The sequence below is a fragment of the Phormidesmis priestleyi ULC007 genome (genome assembly GCF_003003695.1).
In the GTDB taxonomy this organism is placed as follows: Bacteria; Cyanobacteriota; Cyanobacteriia; order Leptolyngbyales; family Leptolyngbyaceae; genus Phormidesmis_A; species Phormidesmis_A priestleyi_A.
Genome location: NZ_PVWG01000003.1, coordinates 255739 through 281269, shown reverse-complemented (window position 1 = coordinate 281269; position 25531 = coordinate 255739). Strand labels below are relative to the sequence as shown.

Below are 25531 nucleotides of genomic sequence, written 5' to 3'. Positions count from 1 at the left end.
TGACGACGCAAGGACTCTAGGTTAAGTGGTTTCGTTGAGCCAAGAATCCCCGTCCCTTTAGGGCTGGGGAGTGTCAACCAACGTCACCTTACATCCTGCCAACTTTGCCCACTGCAAAATTGATCAATTTGCTTCTCCATATTCGGTGGTGTAGGCTTGGCTTAACTGAACGTGAATTCGATGAAGCTTTTCGGGCATTGCTGAATGGTGACATGAATTGCCCTCCTCAAGAAGTGGGGAGAAGGGAGCTAGAAATCTTGTCCCCTCTCCTTTTGGGAGAAGGGCTAGGGTGAGGGCAAATTCGGCGATTCATACTTCGCATTCAGCAACGTCGCTTTTCGCTACGGTTGCAAATCCGGGTTGCCCCCTAAATCCCCCAATTTGGGGGATTTAGGGGCAGAAGCCGCTGACAACGAAGCGAAAAAACTCGTAGAACTCCTAAGAAACATCTTCAATCGAAGCGATAGAAACTGGCTGCTGTGTGAGGTCAAATCCCAACGATGCAGCCTGTTTTCGCAACTGCTTGAGTTTGCCTTGTCGGAACTGCTGCTTGTAGTGCCCTGCTCCCGCATCTTGATAACTTCGGCGAGTTGTCCCCATCGGATGAAAGATGCGAGCGAGTTTATGAGCAGTTGCCGTAATCGCTTTGGGACTGCCAAGCCGTGCCTTTTAGCGACGAAAGAACGCCCCAATCGCAGAACTAGACTTGCCTGCTGCCATCGCAGCAATCCGAAATGCCTTTGCCACTCGACTTTTAGCACCAACTTTCTTGATGCGCCTGTTTTTTAGATTGAATATTGCCTAAGTGTTTTTTGACTGTATCGATCGTGATATATAACCGAGCCGCAATCTCTTTGCGAGGCAAATTGCAGCGCTTTAAAAACCAAACCTCTGCCTCACGGGGCGTTAGACCATATTTTTTGGCCTCCGTCACCGCCAAGCTTTGCAATCCCTGCTGCTGATCTTCAAGTCTAACCAGCAGAGAGGGCTGCTGCAAGTCATCGAGCTTGAGCCACTGCACCCGAATGCGAAACGTTTGCGATTGGTCATTGGTGACTTCTGACTCAATCACTAACGGGCGATCGCCATACAGTTCACGGCTCTCAATCAGCGCGTCACACGATCGCAACACTTCATCAGGCAAGGTGTTTTCAGAGTGGGTCAGATGCTGACAGATTCGCGTGCCAGGTGTGTTGGCATAAACTAAGTCGCTCTGCAAATTCAAAATCAAAATGCCATCAACGAACCCTTCGAGTATAGAAGTTAAGAAGTGATTGTTTTCTAAAGAATTCATGTTCATTTTCCGGGGGCTTGAATGAACGGTAACTATTGCTTCACTACGTCTGAGTTGGCGGTGTTATGCACTGCTGTCTCAATTAAGTTTTTAGTCGTTCAGGTCGAAGCACTGCCTGAAGCTCTACATAAAAGCTAAACGAGTTGTTCCCGCTTGCCCGTGAGAAAAAGTTAGGACTTCGATCGCCGCAACGTTATAAAACGTTAGTTCACAGCTCGAAACACTCATGAAACCAACCGCATAATCTCGCTACAGTATTCGTAAGTAGAAATTTAAGCGTTTTAGAAATAATCACCGGGAATTTACATAAACTCTGTTGAATCATTAAACAGACTGCAAGCCGATCGCTATTCTTTGGAGACTGTGTATACACAAATTGCTTTAAGTTCGGATGGCTGGGGGTTTGCTCCCTAAATCCCCCAAAATTGGGGGACTTTGAAACTGAAAGGCTTGGGTCAAAGTCCCCCAGAATGGGGGATTTAGGGGGCAGAAGCCGATCATAACGAAGCGAAAGGACTTATGTATATACGATCGCTATCCTTTAGAGACAGTCAGCCGAAGTCGGTGCAAATCAGGGAAGACGTTCAAAGGTGCATTGAGCCATGACCATTGAAGAAGCGCTGGTAGTGCTAGATAACCTGATGGGTCGAGAACAACTCACCCATCTCCAAGAAACCGTGTTTTGTCGAGCCTGGGACGGGCAAACCTATGAGCAAATTGCAGGCACGGTCGGCTATGACTCTGACTATGTAAAGCTAGTTGGCTCTCAGCTATGGCAAGCCCTTTCTGATCAAGTCGGTCAACGAGTCACCAAAAATAACTTTCGGGTGGTGCTCAGACAATGTGCACAAAAAGCTTGGGCACACGCAGAGGCGCTCTTAGACTTATCTGCGGGAGACTGTGCAGCCGAACCCGCGCCAGATTGGGGCGAATTAATTGACACCTCTGACTTTTGTGGGCGATCGCCAGAACTCACCGAGCTAGAGGGCTGGATTTCCGAAGACCGTTGCCGCTTAGTCACCATTCTTGGCATGGGCGGCATCGGCAAAACCGTACTCTCGATCAAACTGGCAGAACGCCTGCAAGGAACCTTTGAGTTTGTGATTTGGCGATCGCTGCGAGATGCGCCTCCGATCGACACCATTTTGTCTGATCTCATTCAATGTCTCTCTAATCAGCAAGAAACTGAGTTGCCCGAATCGGTAGACGGCAAGCTAGGGCGACTGCTGCACTATTTGCGCCAGCACCGTTGCTTATTAATTCTCGACAACGTTGAATCTATTTTAGGCAGTGGCGAACAAGCTGGATATTACCCGATCGGGTACGAAAGTTATGGTGACTTATTTCGGCGCGTGGGTGAGACGGTGCATCAAAGCTGTCTGGTGCTGACCAGCCGCGAAAAACCTAAAGAAGTGGCCGCGCTAGAAGGAACGGCGGTGCGATCGCTCAAATTGGCAGGGTTGGATGAATTAGAAGCCAGAGAACTGTTGAAACCCAAAGCGCTTGCGGCGACGACTCCGATCTTTGATCAATTGATCGAACTCTATGCCGGAAACCCACTGGCGTTGAAAATTGCGGCTGCCACGATTCAAGAATTGTTTGATCACGATGTGGCAGAATTTCTCAGCCAAGGCACCGCCGTATTTGGCGATATTTCTGACTTGCTAGATCAGCAGTTCGATCGCCTCTCTGATCTAGAAAAACAAATCATGTATTGGTTAGCAATTAACCGAGAAGGTGCCTCGCTAGCCGACTTTGCCGCAGATTTGGTGCCCACGGTGCAAAAGCGCCATCTCATGGAAGCGCTTGCATCTCTAGCCCGCAGACCTCTGATCGAAAAACACGGCGCAAGCTTCACCCTGCAACCTGTCGTCATGGAGTATGTCGCTGAAAAGTTGATTGACCAGGTGCATCAAGAAATCACCACGCAAGATTTGCATTTATTGACGAGTCATGCGCTGATGAAAGCCGATGTCGAAGATCAAGTGCGCGAGAGCCAGATTCGGATGATTGTGCAACCCTTGCTCGATCGCTTAATGGCACCGACGCATTGCAAATCGGAGATCGAAAAAAAGCTCAAGCAAGTGCTGTTCACCCTTCAAAAACAGGTTGATTGTGCAACCGGGTATGGTGCCGGAAATGTGATCAATTTGCTGCGGCAACTTAATGTAGATCTAACCGACTACGACTTTTCTAATCTGGCCGTGTGGCAAGCTCACCTGCAAGGGGCAACTTTGCATCAGGTCAACTTCAGTCATGCTGATCTAAGCAAATCGGTCTTTTCTGAGACGCTAGGAAATGTCTGGTCGGTGGCGTTTAGCCCTGATGGCAGTGTGCTGGCGGCAAGCGATACGGCAGGAGACATTCATCTGTGGCAACTGTGCGATCGTGACGGCACCTTGCTTCGCCATCGGTTAAAACTGCTCACTTGTCAGGGACATCAGCATTGGGTCTGCTCGATCGCATTCAGTCCCGATGGTCAAACCCTGGTGAGCAGCAGTACCGATAAAACCGTCAAACTGTGGGAAGTGAAAACGGGGGCATGTTTACAAACCTTTGAAGGGCACAGCGATTGGCTCGTCTCGGTGGCATTTAGTCCGATCGGTCAAATGGTAGCCAGTAGCAGCGTTGATCGCACCATCCGTTTATGGGATCTTCAGACTGGGAAATGTCTACGAATTTTAAATGGACATCAGCACTGGGTTTGCTCGATCGCGTTCAGCCCCGATGGTCAAACCTTGATTAGCGGCAGTGACGATCGCACCCTCAAACTGTGGAATATTCAAACCGGAGACTGTCTCAAAACATTAACCGGACACACGAGCGGAGTGCGCGGTGTGGACTTTAGCCCCGATGGTCAGACGGTGGTGAGTGGCAGTTATGACCACACTGTTAAGCTGTGGGATCTGGAGACAGAGCGCTGTTTGAACACCTTAACCGGACACACCAACGAGATTCGCTGCGTCAGTTTTAGCCCCGATGGTCAGAGGGTGGCCAGCAGCAGCTTCGATCGCACCCTCAAACTGTGGGATTGGCAAACCGGACAGTGCTTAAAAACCTTACAGGGACACACGGAACCCGTGCGCTCGGTAGCATTTAGCCCCAACGGTCAGATGTTAGCCAGCGGCAGCGCGGATCAATCGGTGCGGTTGTGGAACTGCCCCACGGGTGAATGCTTCAAAACCTTTCAGGGTTACACCAATTTTGTGTTATCGGTCGCCTTTAGCCCTGACAGCCAAACGATCGCCAGCACCAGCGCCGATCACACCCTCAAACTGTGGGATCGATCGGGGCAGTGTCTAAAAACCATGCACGGACATACTAACTGGGTGTGGTCAGTCGCATTTAGCCCCGATGGTCAAACCCTAGCGAGCGGCAGTTTTGACCAAACCATCCGCCTGTGGGATCGGCAAACGGGGCAGTGTCTAAAAACCATGCGCGGACATACTAACTGGGTGTGGTCAGTCGCATTTAGCCCTGACGGTCAACAGCTTGTGAGTTCTGGCTTTGATCAAACCATTCGGCTGTGGGACATCGCGACCGGGGACTGTCTGCGCGTCTTAAACACTCAAAGCCGCATCTGGTCAATTGCCTTCAGCCCTGATGGAGAATGGGTCGCGATCGGACTTGAAGATCACCACATTCAGCCTTGGAACCCTCTCACTGATCAACTGCTCACGCCCTTAAAAGGACACACGGGGCGCGTCTGCTCAGTCACCTTCAGCCGCGATCAGCAAACGCTACTCAGCAGCAGTGACGATCACACCGTTAAACGCTGGAGTTTACAGACTGGAGAATGTTTGCAAACGCTACACGATCGAGATTGCGTCAAGTCTGCCATCTTCAGCGCAGATGAAAACACGATCATCAGTGGTGGGTTAGATCACACGCTTAAATTCTGGAATACCAACACTGGAGCTTGTGAGCATGTCTTGCAAGGGCACCGCGATCGCATCTGGTCAGTGGCTTGCAGCAGCGATGGCACCACGATCGCCAGTGGCAGCGAAGACGAAACCATGCGCCTTTGGGATGCGAACACCGGGGTGTGTTTAAAAGTGGTGCGAAATCCGCGACCTTATGAGGGCATGAATATTACAGGCATGACTGGCTCAACCGACGCGCAAAAAGCCACCCTCAAAACATTGGGTGCAGTCGATTTGAGCGAACTATAGCAATCCTAAGTGAATGGTGGGATGGGCATCTTGCCCGTACAGGCTGGAAGCCTGTCCCACTCTCGCAACTGAAATAGGATTGCTATCTTAACCCCCGATTTGAGACATCGTGCGGCTATAGGTTCCGGCGGTGCCAGACTCGCGTTGTTTGTAGTTGATTTCTGGCTTCAAGCTTAAAAGATCGCTGACTTGTTCTCGTAGCTGTGAAGTCGGAACGCCCGATCGTAACCCTGTTTTCAAGTCAAGCTGCCCGTCTTCGTTGAGCAAACAAGGGCGCAGCCAACCATCGGCAGAAAGCCTCATGCGATTGCAGCGATCGCAAAAGCATTCTGACATTTGGCTAATAAATCCCAGCGTTCCTTTAGCGCCCGGAATTTGAAAGACATCGGCGGGACCGTTTCCCTGCACTTGTGAGGTTGTGAGTCCCCAACGATCGCGAATCTGTCGCCGCAAGTCTTCTGAACTCACCCAACCTTTGTGATTAAACAAATCATCGTTTCCGATCGGCATAAACTCGATAAAGCGGATATGCCATTCACGATCGAGACTCAACGCCGCCAGGTTTAACACTTCGTGATCGTTGACTCCAGGAATCACTACAACATTCAGCTTTAAAGGGTTAAAGCCCACCTGATAAGCTGTTTGAATGCCAGCCCAAACCTGTTGCCAGCGCGATCGCCCGCGATTGCCGACAATTTTGTCAAAGGTTTCTGGCTCTAAGGAATCTAAACTAATGTTGATGCGCCGCAGCCCCGCGCTATAGAGATCTTGCGCCAGCCCTTCTAGCAAAAAGGCATTGGTCGTCATAGACAGATCTTGTGTTTCGGGAAACTGAGCAATCTCTCGAACAATATCTACCACACCCGGACGAATCAAAGGTTCGCCCCCGGTTAAGCGAAATCGGGTAAACCCAACGGGAATGAAGACTTCGCGCAAAAGGGTTGAGAGTTCGGCTTGAGTCAGCAGATCTTGCTGCAACACATAGTCAATGTCTGCTCCTTCAGGCATGCAATATTGACATCGAAAGTTGCAGCGATCGATCAGACTAATTCGGAGATAATCAACTCGGTTCATGATCCTATTGTAGGGAACCCCAAGTATAAATGCTGGGGCTTTCAAGACCCGCCCGAAGAGTCGGGGAGCTTAGAAAGCCGGAACTTACCAGCTTAGGTATTAACCGACTTCGTTTTTTTAACGTCAGTTCGACGAGTTTTTTCGCTGCGTTGTCAACGGCTTCTGCCCCCTAAATCCCCCATTCTGGGGAACTTTGAACCGGAAATTTTGGCTTGAAATCCGCCAATTTTGGAGGATTTAGGTAGCTCTCCCGAATTCACAACCGGAGCGAACCGCTTCTGTTGAACTGAGGTTTTTTTTAGTCAAAGAGAACGGGAGATCGCTAAACAGAAAGCTCTTTGCAGTAGACGATGTTTGCGAACAACTGGCGGAACCCAACAGACTGATAGAGCCGTAGAGCGCCCGATGGGTTTTCAGAATCAACGCCTAGCAGAGCAGTGTCTACACCTTTCGCTTTGAGGCGATCGAGTCCTGTCAGCAACATTGCCCGACCCAAGCCAAGTTTACGAAATCCCCGACGAGTGCCTAAATCAGCAATCCAGCCTTCATTACGCCCCGTCCGAGCATTGTCTCGTGGGTAGATGAAGCTCAGGCAAAAAGCGGCGAACGTCCCGTCTGGCGCGATCGCTACCAGATCTATAGCAATCCTATTTCAGTTGTAAGAATGGGACAGGCCTCCAGCCTGTACGAGCGAGATGCCCATCCCCCAATTCATTTAGGATTGCTATAGATCAGCAGCATAGTCGGGATTTTTCATCCAGTACTGCCGCTGTTCGATCGTTAAAGGGTGAAAGTCCCAGTGATCGATAAAGGTCTGGTTAAACATCTCAACCCAGGCTTCTGTCTCGGTTTCGTGGAGTGATCGGACTGTATATCCATTTGGAAGTTGTGGTGTGATCAGTGGCTCGGTCATCGAACGAGCCATGCGGTAGAAGGAGCGGGTAATCGTGAAGCCAGACTTTTCCAGCAAGGCAATCCGACTTACCTGACTCTCTCGGACACCCGATCGCAACTTGACAGATCGGGGTGTGGTTAGTCCGATTTTCCGCGTCCATTCCTCCGCCCAGGCGAGAATTTGGTCTTCTATGCCCTGACCCCTGACATCGGGATGAACCTTAAATCCCAGGAAGCCGTCTTGCACGTCTGTTGCACTCGGCACCCACATCCAGCCATATCCGGTCAATCTGCCCTGCGCGTCTTCCCACAATCGGAGATCGCGCGCAGCTTCAAAGTCTGGATCTGCAAATTCGAGCCGTAGCTCTTCGACCGAGGTTTCTTGGTCTAAATGGTCTACGGCATCGCAAGCGTTTATCAGATCTACGATCGCTTGCAAATCTGCTTCACCTGCATACGATCGAGTTCTGAATGATTGTTTGATCAGGGCTGACATGATGCACCTCGGCAACAATTGAGAGGATGCAGAGAGCTACATCAGCCAAGCATTGAATTTCGTACAATTTGAAGTATGTTTGTAGTATTTCCTGTTAAACCTAAGAGCGGCTGAGATTCAGAGTATGAGTCGTGAGGTCTGACATTCTCTAAGCCTAAGCAGGGAGTTTGTTAAAAAAGTTGCTGCCTTGAGAGGACAATAGTCTTTTAAGAGAGAGCCTTTAACTTGAGTTTGCCTATTCTTAGAAGTTATGAGGTTATTGCAGCAAGTATCACATTTGCTGAAAAATTGCTCGGAAGAGAAAACGTTACGAGCAATACTTTGGACAATTGTTTGCAATGTCTTTGGAGAAGCGATCGCTCGTATAAGTTTTACCTGATGCCTTTGATTTTCCCAGCGAGTGGGACAAAAATCTAAAGCTGTTCCCGAATTTCTTCGTTCACTATTCCGTTTCCATTCAACTGATTTCCCCAGCGAGTGGGGACTACAAGAACGCGATCGTATCCAGGCAGATGCAGAGTTGTTTCCATTCAACTGATTTCCCCAGCGAGTGGGGACATCTATCCCGGCAAATGCCTGCGACTTCGCTATCTCTCGTTTCCATTCAACTGATTTCCCCAGCGAGTGGGGACGTTCCAAATAATTTTGGTTTCGTTGTTGTAAAGCCCCGGTTTCCATTCAACTGATTTCCCCAGCGAGTGGGGACATGAACGATCGCGTCTTAATCACAGACCATCCTCGCCAGGTTTCCATTCAACTGATTTCCCCAGCGAGTGGGGACTTAAAGCACAACGCTGGATTTGTCCAGCCCAGTTCGCGTGTTCCCTGGGTTTCCATTCAACTGATTTCCCCAGCGAGTGGGGACCGACACGATTAAAGTTGCCAAGGCAATGACCGACGGCATGCAAGCTGTTTCCATTCAACTGATTTCCCCAGCGAGTGGGGACTGCGAAGTCGAATGGGCTTACTGTTCAGTCGATTATCAAGTTTCCATTCAACTGATTTCCCCAGCGAGTGGGGACTCCAATCGCATCGACTTACGCCACATCGAAACCCATTCGTTTCCATTCAACTGATTTCCCCAGCGAGTGGGGACGTTTTAAGCTCAGTCGCCAGCCGTCGCGATAGCTTAGTCGTTTCCATTCAACTGATTTCCCCAGCGAGTGGGGACTTGAACTTGCCTGTCCGAGAGCAAGCTTTTTCGCCGGGTTTCCATTCAACTGATTTCCCCAGCGAGTGGGGACTTGCCGCTTTTGCGGGTTTTTCGCAATCACTTAGTCATTTAGTTTCCATTCAACTGATTTCCCCAGCGAGTGGGGACAAGAACTGCTTCAGGATAGTCGTCTGCAACTGAGACGAAAGTTTCCATTCAACTGATTTCCCCAGCGAGTGGGGACTTTTCATGGGATTAGACAAGGTTGCTGTGGTTTAAGAAGTTTCCATTCAACTGATTTCCCCAGCGAGTGGGGACTCAAGAATGTGACTGGGTTCAACTTCTGCAACTTATCGGTTTCCATTCAACTGATTTCCCCAGCGAGTGGGGACCTTACACCAACAACTTCGGGAAAGGTGGGTACGCAGGGATAGTTGCGTTCACGTTTCCATTCAACTGATTTCCCCAGCGAGTGGGGACTGAAGGGTTTGTTGAGTTTGTAAACGGGCTACTTGCCCTCACAAGTTTCCATTCAACTGATTTCCCCAGCGAGTGGGGACATGCAGTTCGACTATGCGACTAGGTATCGGTGGTACAAAGGTTTCCATTCAACTGATTTCCCCAGCGAGTGGGGACAAGTTTGAGCTAGTTCCGGCTGAAAAGACTCAAACTCGTTTCCATTCAACTGATTTCCCCAGCGAGTGGGGACTGACAAGGGTGACGCTGACACGGCTTACCTCATTGACGTTTCCATTCAACTGATTTCCCCAGCGAGTGGGGACTGTATAACGCTTTATCTGCTACAGAGTAGCTAGATAGGCTGACTTTGTTGTTTCCATTCAACTGATTTCCCCAGCGAGTGGGGACCCTCATTTCGGTGCCGCTATTGGTGGCATTGACGATCGCGGGTTTCCATTCAACTGATTTCCCCAGCGAGTGGGGACATGTCAAGCTCACTGCCAAGACAGAGGTTCTGAAGGCTGCTTAGTTTCCATTCAACTGATTTCCCCAGCGAGTGGGGACTTAGAAGCGCTTGCTTGCTGACCTGTATTGACTCGTAACTTATCGTTTCCATTCAACTGATTTCCCCAGCGAGTGGGGACTCGGATGATTTTCTTAATCAATTAATTGCATACAGCAAGTTTCCATTCAACTGATTTCCCCAGCGAGTGGGGACGCGTAAACCCGTCCCACGACCATTGTTCCGTCTCAAGTTTCCATTCAACTGATTTCCCCAGCGAGTGGGGACTATCAATCAGGGATACAACAAGCGCGTCGCATTTTTGTTTCCATTCAACTGATTTCCCCAGCGAGTGGGGACGATGGGCGATGTTGCGCCCGATGTATTCGATATTAAAAGGTTTCCATTCAACTGATTTCCCCAGCGAGTGGGGACAGGTCAATTTCAGAACGATATCATTGCCGTTCCTGTAACGAAGTTTCCATTCAACTGATTTCCCCAGCGAGTGGGGACAAACAATTTGATGTCGAGCCACAGCCCAGTATCAAGGTTTCCATTCAACTGATTTCCCCAGCGAGTGGGGACATTGTGTCCTGTGGAGGCGCACCACTCGAAATTGTGAAGTTTCCATTCAACTGATTTCCCCAGCGAGTGGGGACCTCACTACGCTCCGCTATGGATGACCTTCCTGTTATCTACGCTTGTTGTTAGGTTTCCATTCAACTGATTTCCCCAGCGAGTGGGGACTTGAGAAGGGGTTTTGTTCGCCTCAAAACGGTGTAATTGAGTTTCCATTCAACTGATTTCCCCAGCGAGTGGGGACTCCAGTTTTTTTGGCTCCGACCGTTCCCGATGTGACGGGTTTCCATTCAACTGATTTCCCCAGCGAGTGGGGACCTCTCAATGGATCTGATGACGCTAACTACCTACTGTTGGCGTTTCCATTCAACTGATTTCCCCAGCGAGTGGGGACTTGAGTATCCAAGCCTCTCCTCTGCCCGATTGAGTTGGCTCAATGTGGAGTTTCCATTCAACGGGTGCGACCTCCATCCGATACATTGGAAAAAACCGATTACCTTTTGCTCCATAAGGGTTTTGAGTGCCTGTAAAATTGATCAATGAATAATCAAAAGGACTACTGTGAAATCGTTCAAAAACCTTATCAGCAGGAGGCTTGAGTCACTTTAGTATCAGGTAGAGGTCGCACCCCCATTCAACTGATTTCCCCAGCGAGTGGGGACAAGAGTTGCCGCCTATCTTCCCAAGCACATTGACGATGTTTCCATTCAACTGATTTCCCCAGCGAGTGGGGACCCGATGACCAGTGCAGTGTACGACGGCATCCACAAACAGATGGTTTCCATTCAACTGATTTCCCCAGCGAGTGGGGACTGGAAGTTCATCGTGTAGCCGATTTGCGCTATCGTGTTTCCATTCAACTGATTTCCCCAGCGAGTGGGGACGCGGTTTATATGTCAGACGATCGTAGGCGATACCTCGATGGGTTTCCATTCAACTGATTTCCCCAGCGAGTGGGGACTTTTACCTCCGTCCGACCGGAACCAGCTACCGCCTCTATGCGTTTCCATTCAACTGATTTCCCCAGCGAGTGGGGACTTGTGGAGCTTAGGAAACGAGCAGGAGTTACTCAAAAGGCAGGTTTCCATTCAACTGATTTCCCCAGCGAGTGGGGACTTTCAACGAGCCAGTAGTTAGCGGGGGCAACGCTGCCAGAGTTTCCATTCAACTGATTTCCCCAGCGAGTGGGGACTTTGATGGCTTCAATGGCTAATCTTTGTGCTATCAATGTTTAGTTTCCATTCAACTGATTTCCCCAGCGAGTGGGGACTAATAATCGATTTGTTTTTAGGGATAAAATAAGGACAGAAAGTTTCCATTCAACTGATTTCCCCAGCGAGTGGGGACCAGTTCTCCCACGCAAGCTACTGAGAATATACTCACAAGTTTCCATTCAACTGATTTCCCCAGCGAGTGGGGACCAGATTACCGATTGGTACTCAATCGAGTTGTGGAGCAAAGCGTTTCCATTCAACTGATTTCCCCAGCGAGTGGGGACGAATATTACGAACTATGGTTTGGCGAGTATCCCTACGGTTTCCATTCAACTGATTTCCCCAGCGAGTGGGGACGGAATGATATCGTTCTCAAACTGTGACTTGCTGAAGTTTCCATTCAACTGATTTCCCCAGCGAGTGGGGACAATGAAGCGGCTATCGAAACAGATGACCCGTTCCTCTGGTTTCCATTCAACTGATTTCCCCAGCGAGTGGGGACTTCCGGCTGATGCCGTGACTGATGACGTGGTGGATACATGTTTCCATTCAACTGATTTCCCCAGCGAGTGGGGACCAGTCAAACAGGAAAGCGATCGAAGACGCTTTAAGTACCGTTTCCATTCAACTGATTTCCCCAGCGAGTGGGGACAAGTTTGGCATCAAATTACCTTGCCGGGTGGCGTTTCAAGTTTCCATTCAACTGATTTCCCCAGCGAGTGGGGACCTGAGATGACACATACTGGATAACAGCACCGTTAAGGTCGTTTCCATTCAACTGATTTCCCCAGCGAGTGGGGACATCGACAACCTGAAACGTGTAGCGAATATTAGGGCGGTTTCCATTCAACTGATTTCCCCAGCGAGTGGGGACCCGTTTCACTCAGCCCATCGCTGTTGGCATCGATCCCGGGTTTCCATTCAACTGATTTCCCCAGCGAGTGGGGACTGGTGATGCTTTTGCCTGTGAGCGTTCCCGCACTAGAAGTTTCCATTCAACTGATTTCCCCAGCGAGTGGGGACGAAGTGCGAAGATATCCTAACTGATATCCCTGTTGACCACTGTTTCCATTCAACTGATTTCCCCAGCGAGTGGGGACCCTCAGTCTGGGCCGTCTTTGCTGCAAGAAGCAGCAAGAATTGTTTCCATTCAACTGATTTCCCCAGCGAGTGGGGACATGCTGTTGGTGCGCCTCGTGGTTGTGCAACAACGGGCGGGTTTCCATTCAACTGATTTCCCCAGCGAGTGGGGACCTGAGCTGCGGTCGCTGCTCCAACATCACTCGCAACCGCACGTTTCCATTCAACTGATTTCCCCAGCGAGTGGGGACTTCCCACCCGGATCGCGATCGGCTTTTGGAGCCGCAAGTTTCCATTCAACTGATTTCCCCAGCGAGTGGGGACACGAGCGTGTTTGACGTTAGCCCGTCTAGCGATCGCCCTGAGTTTCCATTCAACTGATTTCCCCAGCGAGTGGGGACGTGAACCGTGCCCAGTTGCTTGAATCAGCAAAGGCTTAGTTTCCATTCAACTGATTTCCCCAGCGAGTGGGGACCTGGGTTGATCCTTCTGGATATTTGTGGGTAATTGCCAAGTTTCCATTCAACTGATTTCCCCAGCGAGTGGGGACTCAGTGAAGCGGCTGCGCTAAAAGCCAGATAAAGCCTTGAGGTGCTGGTTTCCATTCAACTGATTTCCCCAGCGAGTGGGGACAGGAATTGAGGGGCATCTACACCCATCACAAAACCGCGATCGAGGTTTCCATTCAACTGATTTCCCCAGCGAGTGGGGACAATAATCGATGGTCGAGAGGGCAGGAAATCACGCTGACGAGTTTCCATTCAACTGATTTCCCCAGCGAGTGGGGACCGAAGAGACAGAAATCCAACCAACTAGGCAATGACGGGGGTTTCCATTCAACTGATTTCCCCAGCGAGTGGGGACTAATAGATTCTTCAATAGCGTCTGCACCTAATGTTTGAGTTTCCATTCAACTGATTTCCCCAGCGAGTGGGGACTTATTGCTGGAATTGAAGACAAACTAGAAAAAGTATGTTTCCATTCAACTGATTTCCCCAGCGAGTGGGGACTTAATGGGATTAAGCTAGGACTGCTTCATCTACAGTGAAAGTAATAGTTTCCATTCAACTGATTTCCCCAGCGAGTGGGGACTTGTGGAATGTCCGTGCGAGCAATCTACCGGACAAGGGAGTTTCCATTCAACTGATTTCCCCAGCGAGTGGGGACAAGACTGACTTTTTAGTGTGGACTGACCCGCGATTCTAGTTTCCATTCAACTGATTTCCCCAGCGAGTGGGGACAAGCATGGACCAAAGCTTGCGAACAGGCACAGATTCACAGTTTCCATTCAACTGATTTCCCCAGCGAGTGGGGACACTCGATCGGGTGCCAGCATGAGCATCAATCTAAGCAGTTTCCATTCAACTGATTTCCCCAGCGAGTGGGAACCAACGCTTTCAGAAGCACCATAACCACGTCATCAGCTATCGCATCATTCAGGTTTCCATTCAACTGATTTCCCCAGCGAGTGGGGACCTCTGCATTCGACTCAAAGCTATCTCCTGATCAGTAAGTTTCCATTCAACTGATTTCCCCAGCGAGTGGGGACAACAGCGATGATGCACCCGCAGACGGCGTTGTAAGCGGTCAAGGTTTCCATTCAACTGATTTCCCCAGCGAGTGGGGACTGGAAATCTGCCCCGTGTGGATGTTGCAACCAAGTTTCCATTCAACTGATTTCCCCAGCGAGTGGGGACTGTTTGTCTCGGTAAGGCAGAGCGTCTAAGACTTGAAGGGTCTCATGTTTCCATTCAACTGATTTCCCCAGCGAGTGGGGACGGCAAAGTCGCCTCTTATAGAGGGATGCCGATCGTGGTTTCCATTCAACTGATTTCCCCAGCGAGTGGGGACTTGGTGAGATAACATTGAGTCAAGTTAATTATTTGGTTGCGTTTCCATTCAACTGATTTCCCCAGCGAGTGGGGACACACCTCCCACTCGACTAATTACGATCGCCACTGAGAAACGAGGTTTCCATTCAACTGATTTCCCCAGCGAGTGGGGACTTTCACTACAAGACCGCTCAAAAGCTTTTACAGCAAGGGTTTCCATTCAACTGATTTCCCCAGCGAGTGGGGACCATTGAAACCTCAATCCCTTACAACCAACTTAGTTCAGTGGCGAGTTTCCATTCAACTGATTTCCCCAGCGAGTGGGGACATGGCGATCGCCGCCTCGGATGGTGGAGAGGGCATTCAGGTTTCCATTCAACTGATTTCCCCAGCGAGTGGGGACTAACGTGAGCGCACAGCCCTGAAGGAGGGTTTCCCTCGTTTCCATTCAACTGATTTCCCCAGCGAGTGGGGACCTATGTTCAAATCGTAGGCAGAGTGAGCCGCCCTTCACCAGTTTCCATTCAACTGATTTCCCCAGCGAGTGGGGACACGATCGCAGTTCACGCTCAGTTGGTATCGCTGATTTAGGGGTTTCCATTCAACTGATTTCCCCAGCGAGTGGGGACTTGGAATTCTTAGAGATCAAGCTGGTCAAGATGAGTCAGGTTTCCATTCAACTGATTTCCCCAGCGAGTGGGGACTCTCTTACTTTAAAGCCAACTCCCGCAAAGAGTCCAGCTTTCAATTGCGAACCTCAGCCATAACTGGGACAAATCTAGCAAATCTTACCTCCTTAAAACCGCCAAAAGCCTTTCACTGTTTGAGATCGAAGCTCAAAACCAAAACATTAGACACTCACCCGATCGTCCTCAGCCTCGACCCCTAGACCACGATCGATCCCTGACGCTCCGTCAACGGCAACCCACCCCAAACCTCAACCTGCCTCACCGTATGCCCCGACATCGGATACATCCGCAAACTGTCTTCAGGCAACTTCACCACCTTCCCCAACCGCACCTTTAACTCCCGAAACTCAAGCGGAGACAGCACACACTCAAACACACTATATTGCACCCTCTGTCCATAAGCACACAACACATTTGCCACTTTAGTTCGGCGCTTTTGGCAAGAAATATCATACGCCACAAGATACAGCAACCTCTTACCCCCTACCGAATCTGATAAGACTCATACTCCGACGACACGCGAAATAATCCCGAAAGGGCTGTGCCAGAATGCCGACCCTACCGAATCTGATAAGACTCATACTCCGACGACACCTGAATCACAGCCTGCCGAAAGCGCTTCACCTGCCGATTCAAAAGCTCCCACCGAGGAGCCATCACTCCTGGCGCGACCTGCACCTGTTCCTCCATCCGCATAATCAATGCCGTCAACAGCTTTTTGCGCCCCGACTCATTCAAATAGCACCCGCCCGTAGCCGGAAACTCAAAATCGTCCACCGCATTCACCATCCGCCGATTCACCAGATACAACACCAGCGAGTCTACGATTGGCGCTCGAAACACCTCAATGAGATCCGATGCCAACGCTGGGTGTCGCTCACTGCCCTGATGCAAACACGCCTCATAGGGATCTAACCCCTGCAACTCAATCAAACTCAGTAAATGATTCCACAACACCTGATAGCCAAAACTCAGCATCGCATTCATTGGGTCGCCCGGTGGACGCTTCGATCGCCCGGCCCACTTAAAATCCGACTGCTCAACACATGCTCCAAACACCCCAAAATAGCTGGCTGCCCCTGCCCCTTCATAACCCATCAACTGCTCGATCGACGTGGCTTGAGTCACCTGCTGTGCTAATTGCGCTAGCTGTGTGATCGCGCCTAACAATTCTGCACTTGCTTGCCGCCTGTGCTGTCGTTGCAAAATCACGCGACTATTCTTTAACTTTGCACCCACAATCAGTCGTGCGATCGCGAGTCTCGTCGTTGCCGATAGCGCATATTGCTGTCGTGCCAGCGATCGATAGCCGCTGGTCACAGGCAACACTCGCCCATAGCAGCGACCCATCCGAGACAGATAAGCGATCGGAATGTTGCGAAATAGGCACGATCGAATTAACTGCGTGGTCAACTGCGACTGACCAAAGACCAGAATTTGTTCGAGCATGGGCAACTGTGCCTCTTGCAAAAGAGTCTTGCCCTGCTTCACCAATATGCAATCTTGCCGCAGCGATACGTGACAACCCTGTTGAGAGATGTAGAGCGATTCCATAAATTCCTCCTGTGTTATTCCGATCCACAAGAGAGAGGCGGCAGTTTCAGGAGCGGTTTTTGCGGAACTTTTAGCGTTTAGTACAAAATTCTTCTGTAAATTCTCTGTCCTACTAGTTTTTGTTGATTGTGCGATTAATTTTGTAATTCATGGGTTGCGATCGTAATTGCGGTTAGAGTTGGGCAATTCTTCCAATTGGGTTATAGGGTGCGATCGAGTAAGCCGCAAATCTGTTGGTTCAGGCGATCGAAAGGATTTTGGGCAGGTAAGGTGATGATTGCTTGCAGAATCGTTTTCAAAAGCTTCTGCAACTTGTCCAGATCTTGAATCTCAGAAACGCCCTCTAGACGGTGTACCAAGTCATTGCGATCGTCTACGTATTTTTTGAGTTCCCGTAACACAGGTAGCAATGTCGCTAGCTCAGGGTAATGTTCCAGAATCGCCATCATAATGGGAACATTCACAAAACCAGATAATTTTAACAATTCTCCGTTCGGCATCCGACAGTACCGCAAATGCTGCATTAGAGAACCATTCTCCACGGTTTGAAGATCATTCCATACTGCTTCTAGTTTGCGCTCCTTACCCGTTCTTAAATCCACTGAAGTTTTGGTTGCAATCAGTGCCCTCAGAGAAGTTTCCTGGAACGAGGACAGTAATACCAAAAATTCTGCATACTCCCGATTTTTTAGCTTTGTTTGAGCATTCAAATAACATTCTCTAGCCAGGGCAGCATAACTCCGTTGCCGCAAGGCATCAATTTCTTTAGACCACTGCTCATCAATTGCTAAATTAATTGACTGAATGGATTGAGAAGCACGATTAAAATCAAAAACCGATCGGCAATGCCCGTACTTCAATAATGATTCCGCAATAGGTCTAGTGAGATTACTCGTCTGAAGTGTAACCAATGCCCCGCTATAGTTGTAATCCTGGATTTGCTGTTTGACAACTTTGAGATCCAGTTCATCCTTGAGACTATTCACATCCGAGTAAAAGACATGGGTTTGTCCAGAGCGCATTTCTTTGGGATTACGAACCTGCCACACATGGCTGCGAGACGCATAGCCCAATGCCTGTAAAACGCTCCAGGCTGTTTTCATCGCTGGTGTACCGGAAGAGGCATTAAATTCCAGAAGATCTTCTGGGGTTTGATACGCCCTCGCTTGCTGCACAGCCTTGCGTGCCTCCTGGGTTGCTAGGAATGGATTAACCGGGTCGTCAGAGAAGGCTTCGGAGACAGGCAGCACCGCAATGGTGTCTTGAGTCAAGGTCGGGACTTCAGACACGAGCCATTGGCAGGTATCGATCGCATTTTGCTGGGTGCTGTCTGTGTGCAACAGAAATACCCTTTTAAGGGTATGCTGCGTAGCAACCAGATGGCGAACTAACGTGACGATCGACCCTTCGGTTTCTGTTTTAGCGAAGGGGTCTTGTTGCCCGACGAAGGAAAGGATGATACTTGCCATTGCAATGTTGGGGTCAGGGTTAAAGGTGGGCGATCGCGCTTTTCAATTTCTGATGCACCTGCGCCATTAAGCTGGCATCTTCTAAAGATTTAAATTCTTTAGACAAATCTGTTTTTGCGATGAAGTTCAAAAACTTTAAAAGTCTACCTTGCCACTCTTCTGAAGTCGAAACTCCCCAGAATTCCCATAACTTCTCTTTAGAGATTCCTTGAATCTGATGCATAATAAAATTTCTTTTTTCACAAACATTATTTTCTTTATCTGAGTCCCAAAATATTTTCAATTCTCCACACTCTTGTTTATACTCGCTCCTACATGATCGAAATAGTTTGCAAATAGTAGCTAGATCTAGCTCGACCCCATTATCTTTCTCAATTTTGCATTTCAATTTTGCTAAATCGTCATTTGGATCACCATTTTGCTTAAACTTAGCTTTAGAAAAATAACCTTTAGGATCTGACAATACTGAACACTTCAGGTAAGACATTCCTTTTTTAATCTCAATGTGGTTATTGCCACCAAACTCATAGTTAACCCAAGCTGAAAAAATTCCTTCAAAGGCACGAAAACTATGGAAAAAAGCCTCAACGATATTGTCCTGATTTTGACGTGTTAAAGCCAGATATGCTTCCTCATAAGCAATCCACCACCAGTTTTCTTCTTTTGTACGTTCTTGAATATCTTTAACTAATTCAGGATACTTTTCGAGCAGATTGTCATTTCTAAATTGATCGCTAAATTTCTCAAACTCGGCAGAATTCCATTGGATAGCGGAACTCAATAAAACTCGCGTGTCATCATCTTTTAAGTAGGACTTAAGCAATATTTGTATACCTGGGTAATCAGGGCGATCGAGCAACGCCTTTGCTTCCTGCAAGCGAATTGCGCTGAGGTATTTAGAACTCGCGATCATGCGGGTTATCTTAGGGACATACTCACTGCTGACCAGAAACTGAACGCGATCGCCAAACTTTGCCAAACTCGCAAATTGCACCGCCGAAGAAATCGCAGGAGTCCCCGCCTGATGGCTCACATAAACCGTTTCCGGCTCAATGTCTAAACTGCCAATTTTTCGCCGCACTAAACCCAAAACTGCATCCCAATCGTCTAAACCCGGCTCTAAAGAATCTGGCTCCAGCATCAGCGGTGTCAGCTTTGCCTCTGGAAAATGCTTCTGAAAATAGCCTTCCAAAATGGGACAAAGCTGACAAGTATCCTGCCAATAAGGACAGCGATTTGTCTCGCGTTCTGCTTCAGGAAAGATATTTTCCTGATTGCTCATCAAGATAATGATGAGGTCGATCGCAGTTCCCTGATCTTTCAGCTTCTGTGTAAAGCCTTTCAATAGCGGAAAGTCCAGATAAGGACGAACTTCATCAGGTAATCTGTCATAGGCAATGCCAAGCACCCTGGCAGGTAATCGATAGGGTTCACCCTCATCATCGATCGATCTAGCTGGCTCAAAAGGCAATCTGTGAAGCGACTTTTTAATATCCTGCCACCAATCATTCCAGTGTTCATTCGTAGTAAGCTGCACATCACTACTGCCCGTTGTTACTAGCCAAATATTCATGTTTGATTTCTCTACCAAAGCTGTTTGAAGTCAGTCTCTTGAGCCAAGAATTTTAGAAAATCTTGTGCCTTTTGTTTCTCTTGCTCATTCCTTGTGACGTTTGGAAAAATCGTCAGCAGTTCAGCATACTGATCAGTCGGTTTCCAGACATCTTTGCCTTCACTAGTCGTAACTCTGCGAAACCGGGGATACATTCGATGCCACATTCGACCCACCTGGCTCATTTGTCCAGTTAACTCAGATTGCTTGATCGAGAATCCTTTCTTATAGTCCTGGTGCAGCCAATCGATCGCAAGATGGTCTTCTTCATCTTCAGCCAATCGTCCCCAGACTTGCACATTATCTTTGCGCCAAGCTTCCCGAATTCCAGAAGTTGGATTGCTTCGATTAGCAATGTTCTGTAACTCAAAAAACTCTTTCCCCTTTACGTGAAAGGTGTCTAGAAATTTGGCGATCGGTGCAAGGTTATCACCAAATGGAATGTATAAGGGATAGGAACGCTTCGTAAACTGCCAGTGGCAACCAATCATCTGCCGCTGGTAGTCTGGAAAGAATTTGCGATGATCTGCGCGTCGCCAAGATTTCCCAAATCCTCCTAGCAGCATGGCAAACTTCATCAACCGGATCGTGAATAGTCTTAACTCGTCTCGCTGTTCTGGCGTGAGGTCAGACTTCATCAACAAAACATCTAGCACTGCATCCCCCGTCTCATACACAGGAGCCACGTTATTTCGATTCACAGGCGATCGCCATTCATCTAGCTCCAGATCCGGCGCACTAAAAGCAATGCCTAGTAAGCCGACCGTCGCCTCTTCTCCTTTGCCAATTCCACCCCACAACCGCTTCGTAATTGTGTCAACCGTCTTCTCGTCGGTGATGCCATTAAACAAGCGTCGCGTGTGCCCCCGCAGTGCTGCCTTGAAAATGTTCGATCGAAACTCGCCCTGCCCATTGATCAGTTTAGAAGCTTGCCCTTCACCCGATAGCGCAAAGCCTATCAGCTTGTTGCCACTGTGGGTTGAAATTTGCCCATAGCCCGCACTTACCCGCGAACCGAGTCCTCGTTCTAGTGCTGCCTGCCAGACTTTCCAGACCGTTTCCCATTGATCATTAATCAACGGTTCTGTGCTAGAAATCCCAAATACAAAGGTTGGTTGATGCAGTGAAATCAAAATATTAGGGCTGTGGCTACTTTGATCTTTGGTCTGAAAATCTTCTTGAGGATGCACTATATCAACTAGCGAATCATTCAGCCACTCAGCATTCTTAGGATAGCCGCCATGAAAGCGCAACACTCCCGGATGAAGTTCTCCATCTTTGCCTTTGCCACCGCAAAATTGCAACACCTCATCAGCAGGACAAAGCTGCTTGCAAGCTCTCAAAAATGCGCCCTTCATGCTAGAGCCAGGAAAGTAAGCCCAGCCTCGATCGCCAATCACCGGACGAATCACTCCGGCATCTTGACCGCTATTTGTCACCATCCGCCAAGTGAATCGACACTCGCGAGTTTTGACATGCGCCTCAAACTGCGGAACCGTTTTATGGTCACAGGCTTCTTGCCATTGCTTCGCCCAGTCGTAGGCTTGTTGATCCTCTTTCTGGTGCGGAATCAACCGCTGAATCTGCGATCGTCCCCCCACCTGCGCCTGAAACATCAATGGAACATAATCATGATCTGGCATGTTGCATTACCTTCCATTGCTTGGCTTTTTGTATCGCTGTGTCCACCAAACTAAGCTATTGCAAAGCTCGATTAAAATTGCCAAAGCAATCTTGCGCTGCTCAATATCAAAAGCCCACAGCTTTGCTGACATGGCTTTGATCGAGTTAGTGTCTTTAGTGTTAACTTTGTCATTCGGAATGGTGATTCCTGCTTGCTTCATGATCTGGCAAAGTTCATCCCACGTTGCCTTCCAGAACGCTGCCTTGTGTTGATCTTGCTCCTTCTGGTCGAGTCGCAAATGTTCTCCCCAAAACCGTTCTAGTCCATAAACAGTAGTAGCGCGCATCTTGTGGCTTTCACCCAAAACATCTTGATCGCGGAACTTCAGCACCAAATCGTGGGCAGTGCGATCGATTTCGTATAGCTTCCAAGTCATGCGGCTACTCCTTCGCCCTTGAGCGTAATCTGACAATTACCAAACCCGATCGACTCTAGCCCACCCAAGTAAATTTCACCGCTTTGATTTCCTTCACCAAAGGGCATCCAAGATTGCTGCGGTTCAGTGGCTCGAATAGCGATCGGGAAAACCATCACCGTTCCTTCGGGCAGTGCTTCGGTGTTGAAAAATCCACCCCCATCTACCCGTTTCTCGTTATCCTTCAGACGCACTCGACTTTGACGATAAAGCGCCATATCGTGGATCATCCCAATCTCATTGTCAGCCACGATCACCGCAGGCAGTTCCTCACCATCGGGAAACCAAATTTTCAGACTCTCTGTTTGCTTAAGTTCCAAAAATCCAAAGTTGAAGAAGAGCTTCTTTTTGCGCTCTACATCAAGTGTTTTTAGCGTTGATGAACCTGTGTATTCTTTAGGTATCTTAGCGTTCTTAAGTTCGTCACCCACGATGCGCTGATAGCGCTTCAGTAGCTTTGGACAACTGACCCATACGACAGGCTGACCCGGACAAAAGACGGGCAACCACAGCAATGACGCATACTCAAACTTAATCACTGATTCTGTTGTTGAATCTGACTCAACTGTGTCTGCGGATGCACCGTACCAGTGGTTCTCACTGCCTGCCTGATCGCGTCGCATCTCCGATCGAAACCGTCCTCGAATCGAGCTACCAGGAACAATCCCGGTTTGAGTAAACTGATCTCGAAAGACCAGATTGAGGTTGCCATTTTCTTCTCCTGCCGTTGCTCCAACATGAAGCGGTGCCAGGGTTTCGATAATACCGTAAGCTCGTTGATACATGACCATTTTCCCTATATAACACCATCAATTTCAACTGGGAGACATAGCCCACAGCCTAAATGCTTGAGTGGAAAACCTTCCTTCGGAAACCACGCTTCTGGAAAGTCCCACCAGGTTTTTTCTAAAGCCTGTTTGAAGACGTAGACTGTCCCCGCTGGCACTGCATAGCGACCACGCCCTAACCTGCCCCGTTCCGTCGATCGATGACCAGTGCGGTAACGATAAGGAATCGGCTTATCTGTTAACATCTTCATTCCTGTTTTGGGAAATTCAGAATGTTTTGGATAGCGGTAAGAAAGATGATTAGACCCCCAAGCTCCAGGTGTGATCAGGGCACAAGCTTTCTGAATTTTGGTGCTGAGTAGTTGGTGAATTGTGCTGTCTGGGGTAATCTCCTTAGAACAAATTTCAACCATGTGTCCTTCCCCGCCAAAGCGATACCAGCCATCTGGCAAGGGGTAAGTAGACAGATAGACTAAGCAACAATCCTCATCCATTTGCACAGCGTTTTCTAGAAATAGTCCATCCTTCTCCAAAACGTGCCGTTCATTTTGTTTCATGTGTGGATGTAAGAATGAAACAGGCTCCCAAGGCACATTGCTCATTTCCTTGTTCTTACGAATCTTTGAAGCGTTTCGTTGCCACGCATCAATGCGTTGCCATCGGTATTCCACTTCTAGATCCAATTTTTCTGAATCACGCTCCCATTTGCGTTGGGGATTGAGCTTCCATTCGTCGTCTTTGTCTTCTCCAATAATTCGATGGCGGGGTATCGGAACGTAGAAAGCTTCTGGATCATTTTGCTTTGCCCAAAAAGCGCCAGAAACAAATAGTTCATGCTTAAGCGTGTCGTGGGGAGCAATTTCATGGTGCTTGTTGGCACTAAAGGAAAAGTCCTGCCAGCGTTGAGGCATCGGGTGGAAATTTTGAGCCAGAGCGACCGACTAAATTCTCAGGTGACAAAAAAGCGCCTGCACTGCCATAGAGAAAGCCCAAGGGCGAAACAATGATTAGGTATTTGAACATAACTGCCATCCCACCTGTACTAAATCCTCGACCCACTGCACGATCGCACTAGCGCTGTTGCCTCCTGCGATCGCCGTCCATTGTCGATTTTTTTGAATTTCTTGCCCCAGCCCATCGAAGTAGAGGTCGAGCATTGCTAATGCCAAATCTGGCTCAATTTTGTTTTTATTCACCTCACGAGATCGAATCGCATGACGCGATTTTAGGTGTGCCCAGTCGTTGTAAAGATGGGCCCAGTTTTTGCCACCGTCGCGATCTCGATACTTCATCAAAATGTTCAGGTAATCCCAGGGACACGTCCATTGCACAAATTGCCCACTGTTGAACACGACTCGTATTGTGACGCGATCGCGCCCTTTGGTTTTTGCTAGTTTCTCCGCCTCACGACAGTGCTGAAGAATATCTCGCTGCGGAACTCGGTTTGCAGCCCAAACTAATCCAACGCTGACGGTAATATCTTGGCGATGAGTTTGCCATTGTTGCTTAAACTGATTCAGCCATTTTAGAGCTTCGCTGAACAGTTCTTTTGCACCGAGTTCAGAACTGTAGAGGATACCCAGAAAGTCATCTCCTCCAGCGTAGATTACTCGTCCAAGTTCTTTAGAAAATGTGTGTTTGAAGGTTCTCCCCCAATCCCGCATGGCTCCGCTAAATGCTTTTTGTCCTTCATCGTCAGGAATGCTTTTGAGCTTATCGCCAACTTTGTCACCATCTCCCATAAACCAGCCCGTCCATTGCTCTCGTTTTTGGCTGATTTCGGTGAAGCTTTCTCCTAGGGGAGTCATGCCAATTTGTTTAGCTATTACATGATAGGTAACAAGCCGCTTCACAAGTTCTGGAATGCTAAGACGCTCATTTACGGCAATGTATCGACCTTCAATTTCATCCTTTGAAGGAGTATCTTCTGCACGATTGCGATCGGGATTGTCTAACACCCAAGCTAACTGCCGATAGAAAGTGTCTAGTTGCTGTTTCTCGGTATGAGTGAGGCTGCGTCCTGGTTCAGAATTCTGCTGTCCGAGACGATGCCATGCGATCGCATCTGTTCCAGTTAAGCTAGAACTATCGCCCGTCCAGTTAATGCCTACCCAGTCACGTTTGAGTTTACGGCGCTCTAAATCGAGCATGGCGGCATCAGAGGTTTCACCTTGCCCCCAAAAAACCTCCCAGGTATAGCGATGCCATTTTTCCCACTCCTGCGCCCAGTGAAACTCTTCTGGTGCAAAGTCGAGATTTTCTTCTAACCAAATTTGACAAACTCTCAGAACCTCTTTCCAAGATTGTGATATTGCATTACTGACCTGGTTGCGATCGATCGTGCCTCGTACCAAAATGCGGTTTGGCATTCCTTCCTGCACGTTAATCGATGCAGGTGAAATCACCTCGCAATCCGGTGAATTTTTCGCAGCTTCAGCGATCTGCTGACTCAAGTAGGAAAGAATTAGCGATGCGCCAAACAAGTCTCGCAGTTTACGAGACTTCTCAATAAAACCTTGAACTGGGGCAAAACTGATGGCGGTGTAGATCGTCATGCAGGTCAATCTCGTT

Annotated in this window: 15 protein-coding genes and 2 CRISPR repeat arrays; of the genes, 1 reads left to right on the top strand and 14 read right to left on the bottom strand. The window is 48.7% G+C overall.

Annotated features, from left to right (window positions below):
• Positions 1 to 754: 754 nt before the first annotated feature.
• Positions 755 to 1294, bottom strand: a complete 540-nt coding sequence (locus C7B65_RS05205) for a helix-turn-helix transcriptional regulator (RefSeq protein WP_219898359.1) — start codon at positions 1292 to 1294, stop codon at positions 755 to 757.
• A 602-nt stretch (positions 1295 to 1896) separates the two neighbouring features.
• On the opposite strand from C7B65_RS05205, the gene C7B65_RS05200 reads away from it, so the two are divergent.
• Positions 1897 to 5466: a helix-turn-helix domain-containing protein gene (locus tag C7B65_RS05200; RefSeq protein ID WP_106253938.1), complete on the top strand. Its 3570-nt coding sequence runs from the start codon at positions 1897 to 1899 to the stop codon at positions 5464 to 5466.
• Between the two features lie 87 nt (positions 5467 to 5553).
• On the opposite strand, the gene moaA is transcribed toward C7B65_RS05200, so the two are convergent.
• The 13 genes from moaA to C7B65_RS05145 form a co-directional block, all read right to left on the bottom strand.
• Entirely contained in the window at positions 5554 to 6540 is a 987-nt protein-coding gene (moaA, locus tag C7B65_RS05195; RefSeq protein WP_073069972.1) for a GTP 3',8-cyclase MoaA, read from the bottom strand.
• 322 nt (positions 6541 to 6862) lie between these two features.
• Positions 6863 to 7165, bottom strand: coding sequence for a GNAT family N-acetyltransferase (locus C7B65_RS28315; RefSeq protein ID WP_223257303.1), 303 nt, complete (start codon positions 7163 to 7165; stop codon positions 6863 to 6865).
• A 99-nt stretch (positions 7166 to 7264) separates the two neighbouring features.
• Positions 7265 to 7930: a GNAT family N-acetyltransferase gene (locus C7B65_RS28310; protein ID WP_219898357.1), complete on the bottom strand. Its 666-nt coding sequence runs from the start codon at positions 7928 to 7930 to the stop codon at positions 7265 to 7267.
• Between the two features lie 449 nt (positions 7931 to 8379).
• Positions 8380 to 11017: a CRISPR direct-repeat array (repeat unit 36 nt; unit sequence GTTTCCATTCAACTGATTTCCCCAGCGAGTGGGGAC).
• Positions 11018 to 11248: 231 nt separating this feature from the next.
• Positions 11249 to 15453: direct repeats of the CRISPR family, unit length 36 nt; unit sequence GTTTCCATTCAACTGATTTCCCCAGCGAGTGGGGAC.
• A gap of 181 nt (positions 15454 to 15634) precedes the next feature.
• Positions 15635 to 15898, bottom strand: coding sequence for a CRISPR-associated endonuclease Cas2 (gene cas2, locus C7B65_RS05185; protein WP_244913167.1), 264 nt, complete (start codon positions 15896 to 15898; stop codon positions 15635 to 15637).
• Positions 15899 to 15996: 98 nt separating this feature from the next.
• The gene (gene cas1 / locus C7B65_RS05180; protein ID WP_073069970.1) at positions 15997 to 16992 is read right to left on the bottom strand and encodes a CRISPR-associated endonuclease Cas1; all 996 of its coding nucleotides are present in this window, start codon (positions 16990 to 16992) and stop codon (positions 15997 to 15999) included.
• 200 nt (positions 16993 to 17192) lie between these two features.
• Positions 17193 to 18461 (bottom strand): hypothetical protein, encoded by a 1269-nt coding sequence (locus tag C7B65_RS05175; RefSeq protein WP_073069969.1) that lies wholly within the window; start codon positions 18459 to 18461, stop codon positions 17193 to 17195.
• A gap of 19 nt (positions 18462 to 18480) precedes the next feature.
• Entirely contained in the window at positions 18481 to 20034 is a 1554-nt protein-coding gene (locus C7B65_RS05170) for a hypothetical protein (protein WP_073069968.1), read from the bottom strand.
• An 11-nt stretch (positions 20035 to 20045) separates the two neighbouring features.
• The gene (locus C7B65_RS05165) at positions 20046 to 21716 is read right to left on the bottom strand and encodes a hypothetical protein (protein ID WP_073069967.1); all 1671 of its coding nucleotides are present in this window, start codon (positions 21714 to 21716) and stop codon (positions 20046 to 20048) included.
• Positions 21717 to 21722: 6 nt separating this feature from the next.
• Positions 21723 to 22133 carry a hypothetical protein gene (locus C7B65_RS05160; protein WP_073069966.1) on the bottom strand — a complete coding sequence of 137 codons (411 nt, stop codon included), beginning with the start codon at positions 22131 to 22133 and terminating at the stop codon, positions 21723 to 21725.
• Positions 22130 to 22957: a type III-B CRISPR module RAMP protein Cmr4 gene (cmr4, locus tag C7B65_RS05155; RefSeq protein WP_073069965.1), complete on the bottom strand. Its 828-nt coding sequence runs from the start codon at positions 22955 to 22957 to the stop codon at positions 22130 to 22132. The genes C7B65_RS05160 and cmr4 overlap by 4 nt, the downstream gene beginning before the upstream one ends.
• Positions 22958 to 22968: 11 nt before the next feature.
• Complete coding sequence (locus tag C7B65_RS05150) at positions 22969 to 23871, bottom strand: type III-B CRISPR module-associated protein Cmr3 (protein WP_223257300.1); 903 nt, start codon at positions 23869 to 23871, stop codon at positions 22969 to 22971.
• Entirely contained in the window at positions 23840 to 23983 is a 144-nt protein-coding gene (locus C7B65_RS28670) for a hypothetical protein (RefSeq protein WP_223257299.1), read from the bottom strand. Before C7B65_RS28670 ends, C7B65_RS05150 begins: the two co-directional genes overlap by 32 nt.
• Positions 23968 to 25515: a Cas10/Cmr2 second palm domain-containing protein gene (locus C7B65_RS05145; protein WP_073069964.1), complete on the bottom strand. Its 1548-nt coding sequence runs from the start codon at positions 25513 to 25515 to the stop codon at positions 23968 to 23970. The genes C7B65_RS28670 and C7B65_RS05145 overlap by 16 nt, the downstream gene beginning before the upstream one ends.
• Positions 25516 to 25531: the final 16 nt, after the last annotated feature.

Bases quoted from the DNA above. Each gene is read 5' to 3' on its own strand.
- C7B65_RS05205 (WP_219898359.1), bottom strand. From the start codon at position 1,294: ATGAATTCTTTAGAAAACAATCACTTCTTAACTTCTATACTCGAAGGG.
- C7B65_RS05175 (WP_073069969.1), bottom strand. From the start codon at position 18,461: ATGGCAAGTATCATCCTTTCCTTCGTCGGGCAACAAGACCCCTTCGCT.
- C7B65_RS05200 (WP_106253938.1), top strand. From the start codon at position 1,897: ATGACCATTGAAGAAGCGCTGGTAGTGCTAGATAACCTGATGGGTCGA.
- C7B65_RS05165 (WP_073069967.1), bottom strand. From the start codon at position 21,716: ATGCCAGATCATGATTATGTTCCATTGATGTTTCAGGCGCAGGTGGGG.
- C7B65_RS28310 (WP_219898357.1), bottom strand. From the start codon at position 7,930: ATGTCAGCCCTGATCAAACAATCATTCAGAACTCGATCGTATGCAGGT.
- C7B65_RS05150 (WP_223257300.1), bottom strand. From the start codon at position 23,871: ATGCCTCAACGCTGGCAGGACTTTTCCTTTAGTGCCAACAAGCACCAT.
- cas1 (WP_073069970.1), bottom strand. From the start codon at position 16,992: ATGGAATCGCTCTACATCTCTCAACAGGGTTGTCACGTATCGCTGCGG.
- C7B65_RS05160 (WP_073069966.1), bottom strand. From the start codon at position 22,133: ATGACTTGGAAGCTATACGAAATCGATCGCACTGCCCACGATTTGGTG.
- cmr4 (WP_073069965.1), bottom strand. From the start codon at position 22,957: ATGTATCAACGAGCTTACGGTATTATCGAAACCCTGGCACCGCTTCAT.
- C7B65_RS28670 (WP_223257299.1), bottom strand. From the start codon at position 23,983: ATGTTCAAATACCTAATCATTGTTTCGCCCTTGGGCTTTCTCTATGGC.
- moaA (WP_073069972.1), bottom strand. From the start codon at position 6,540: ATGAACCGAGTTGATTATCTCCGAATTAGTCTGATCGATCGCTGCAAC.
- C7B65_RS05170 (WP_073069968.1), bottom strand. From the start codon at position 20,034: ATGAATATTTGGCTAGTAACAACGGGCAGTAGTGATGTGCAGCTTACT.
- C7B65_RS05145 (WP_073069964.1), bottom strand. From the start codon at position 25,515: ATGACGATCTACACCGCCATCAGTTTTGCCCCAGTTCAAGGTTTTATT.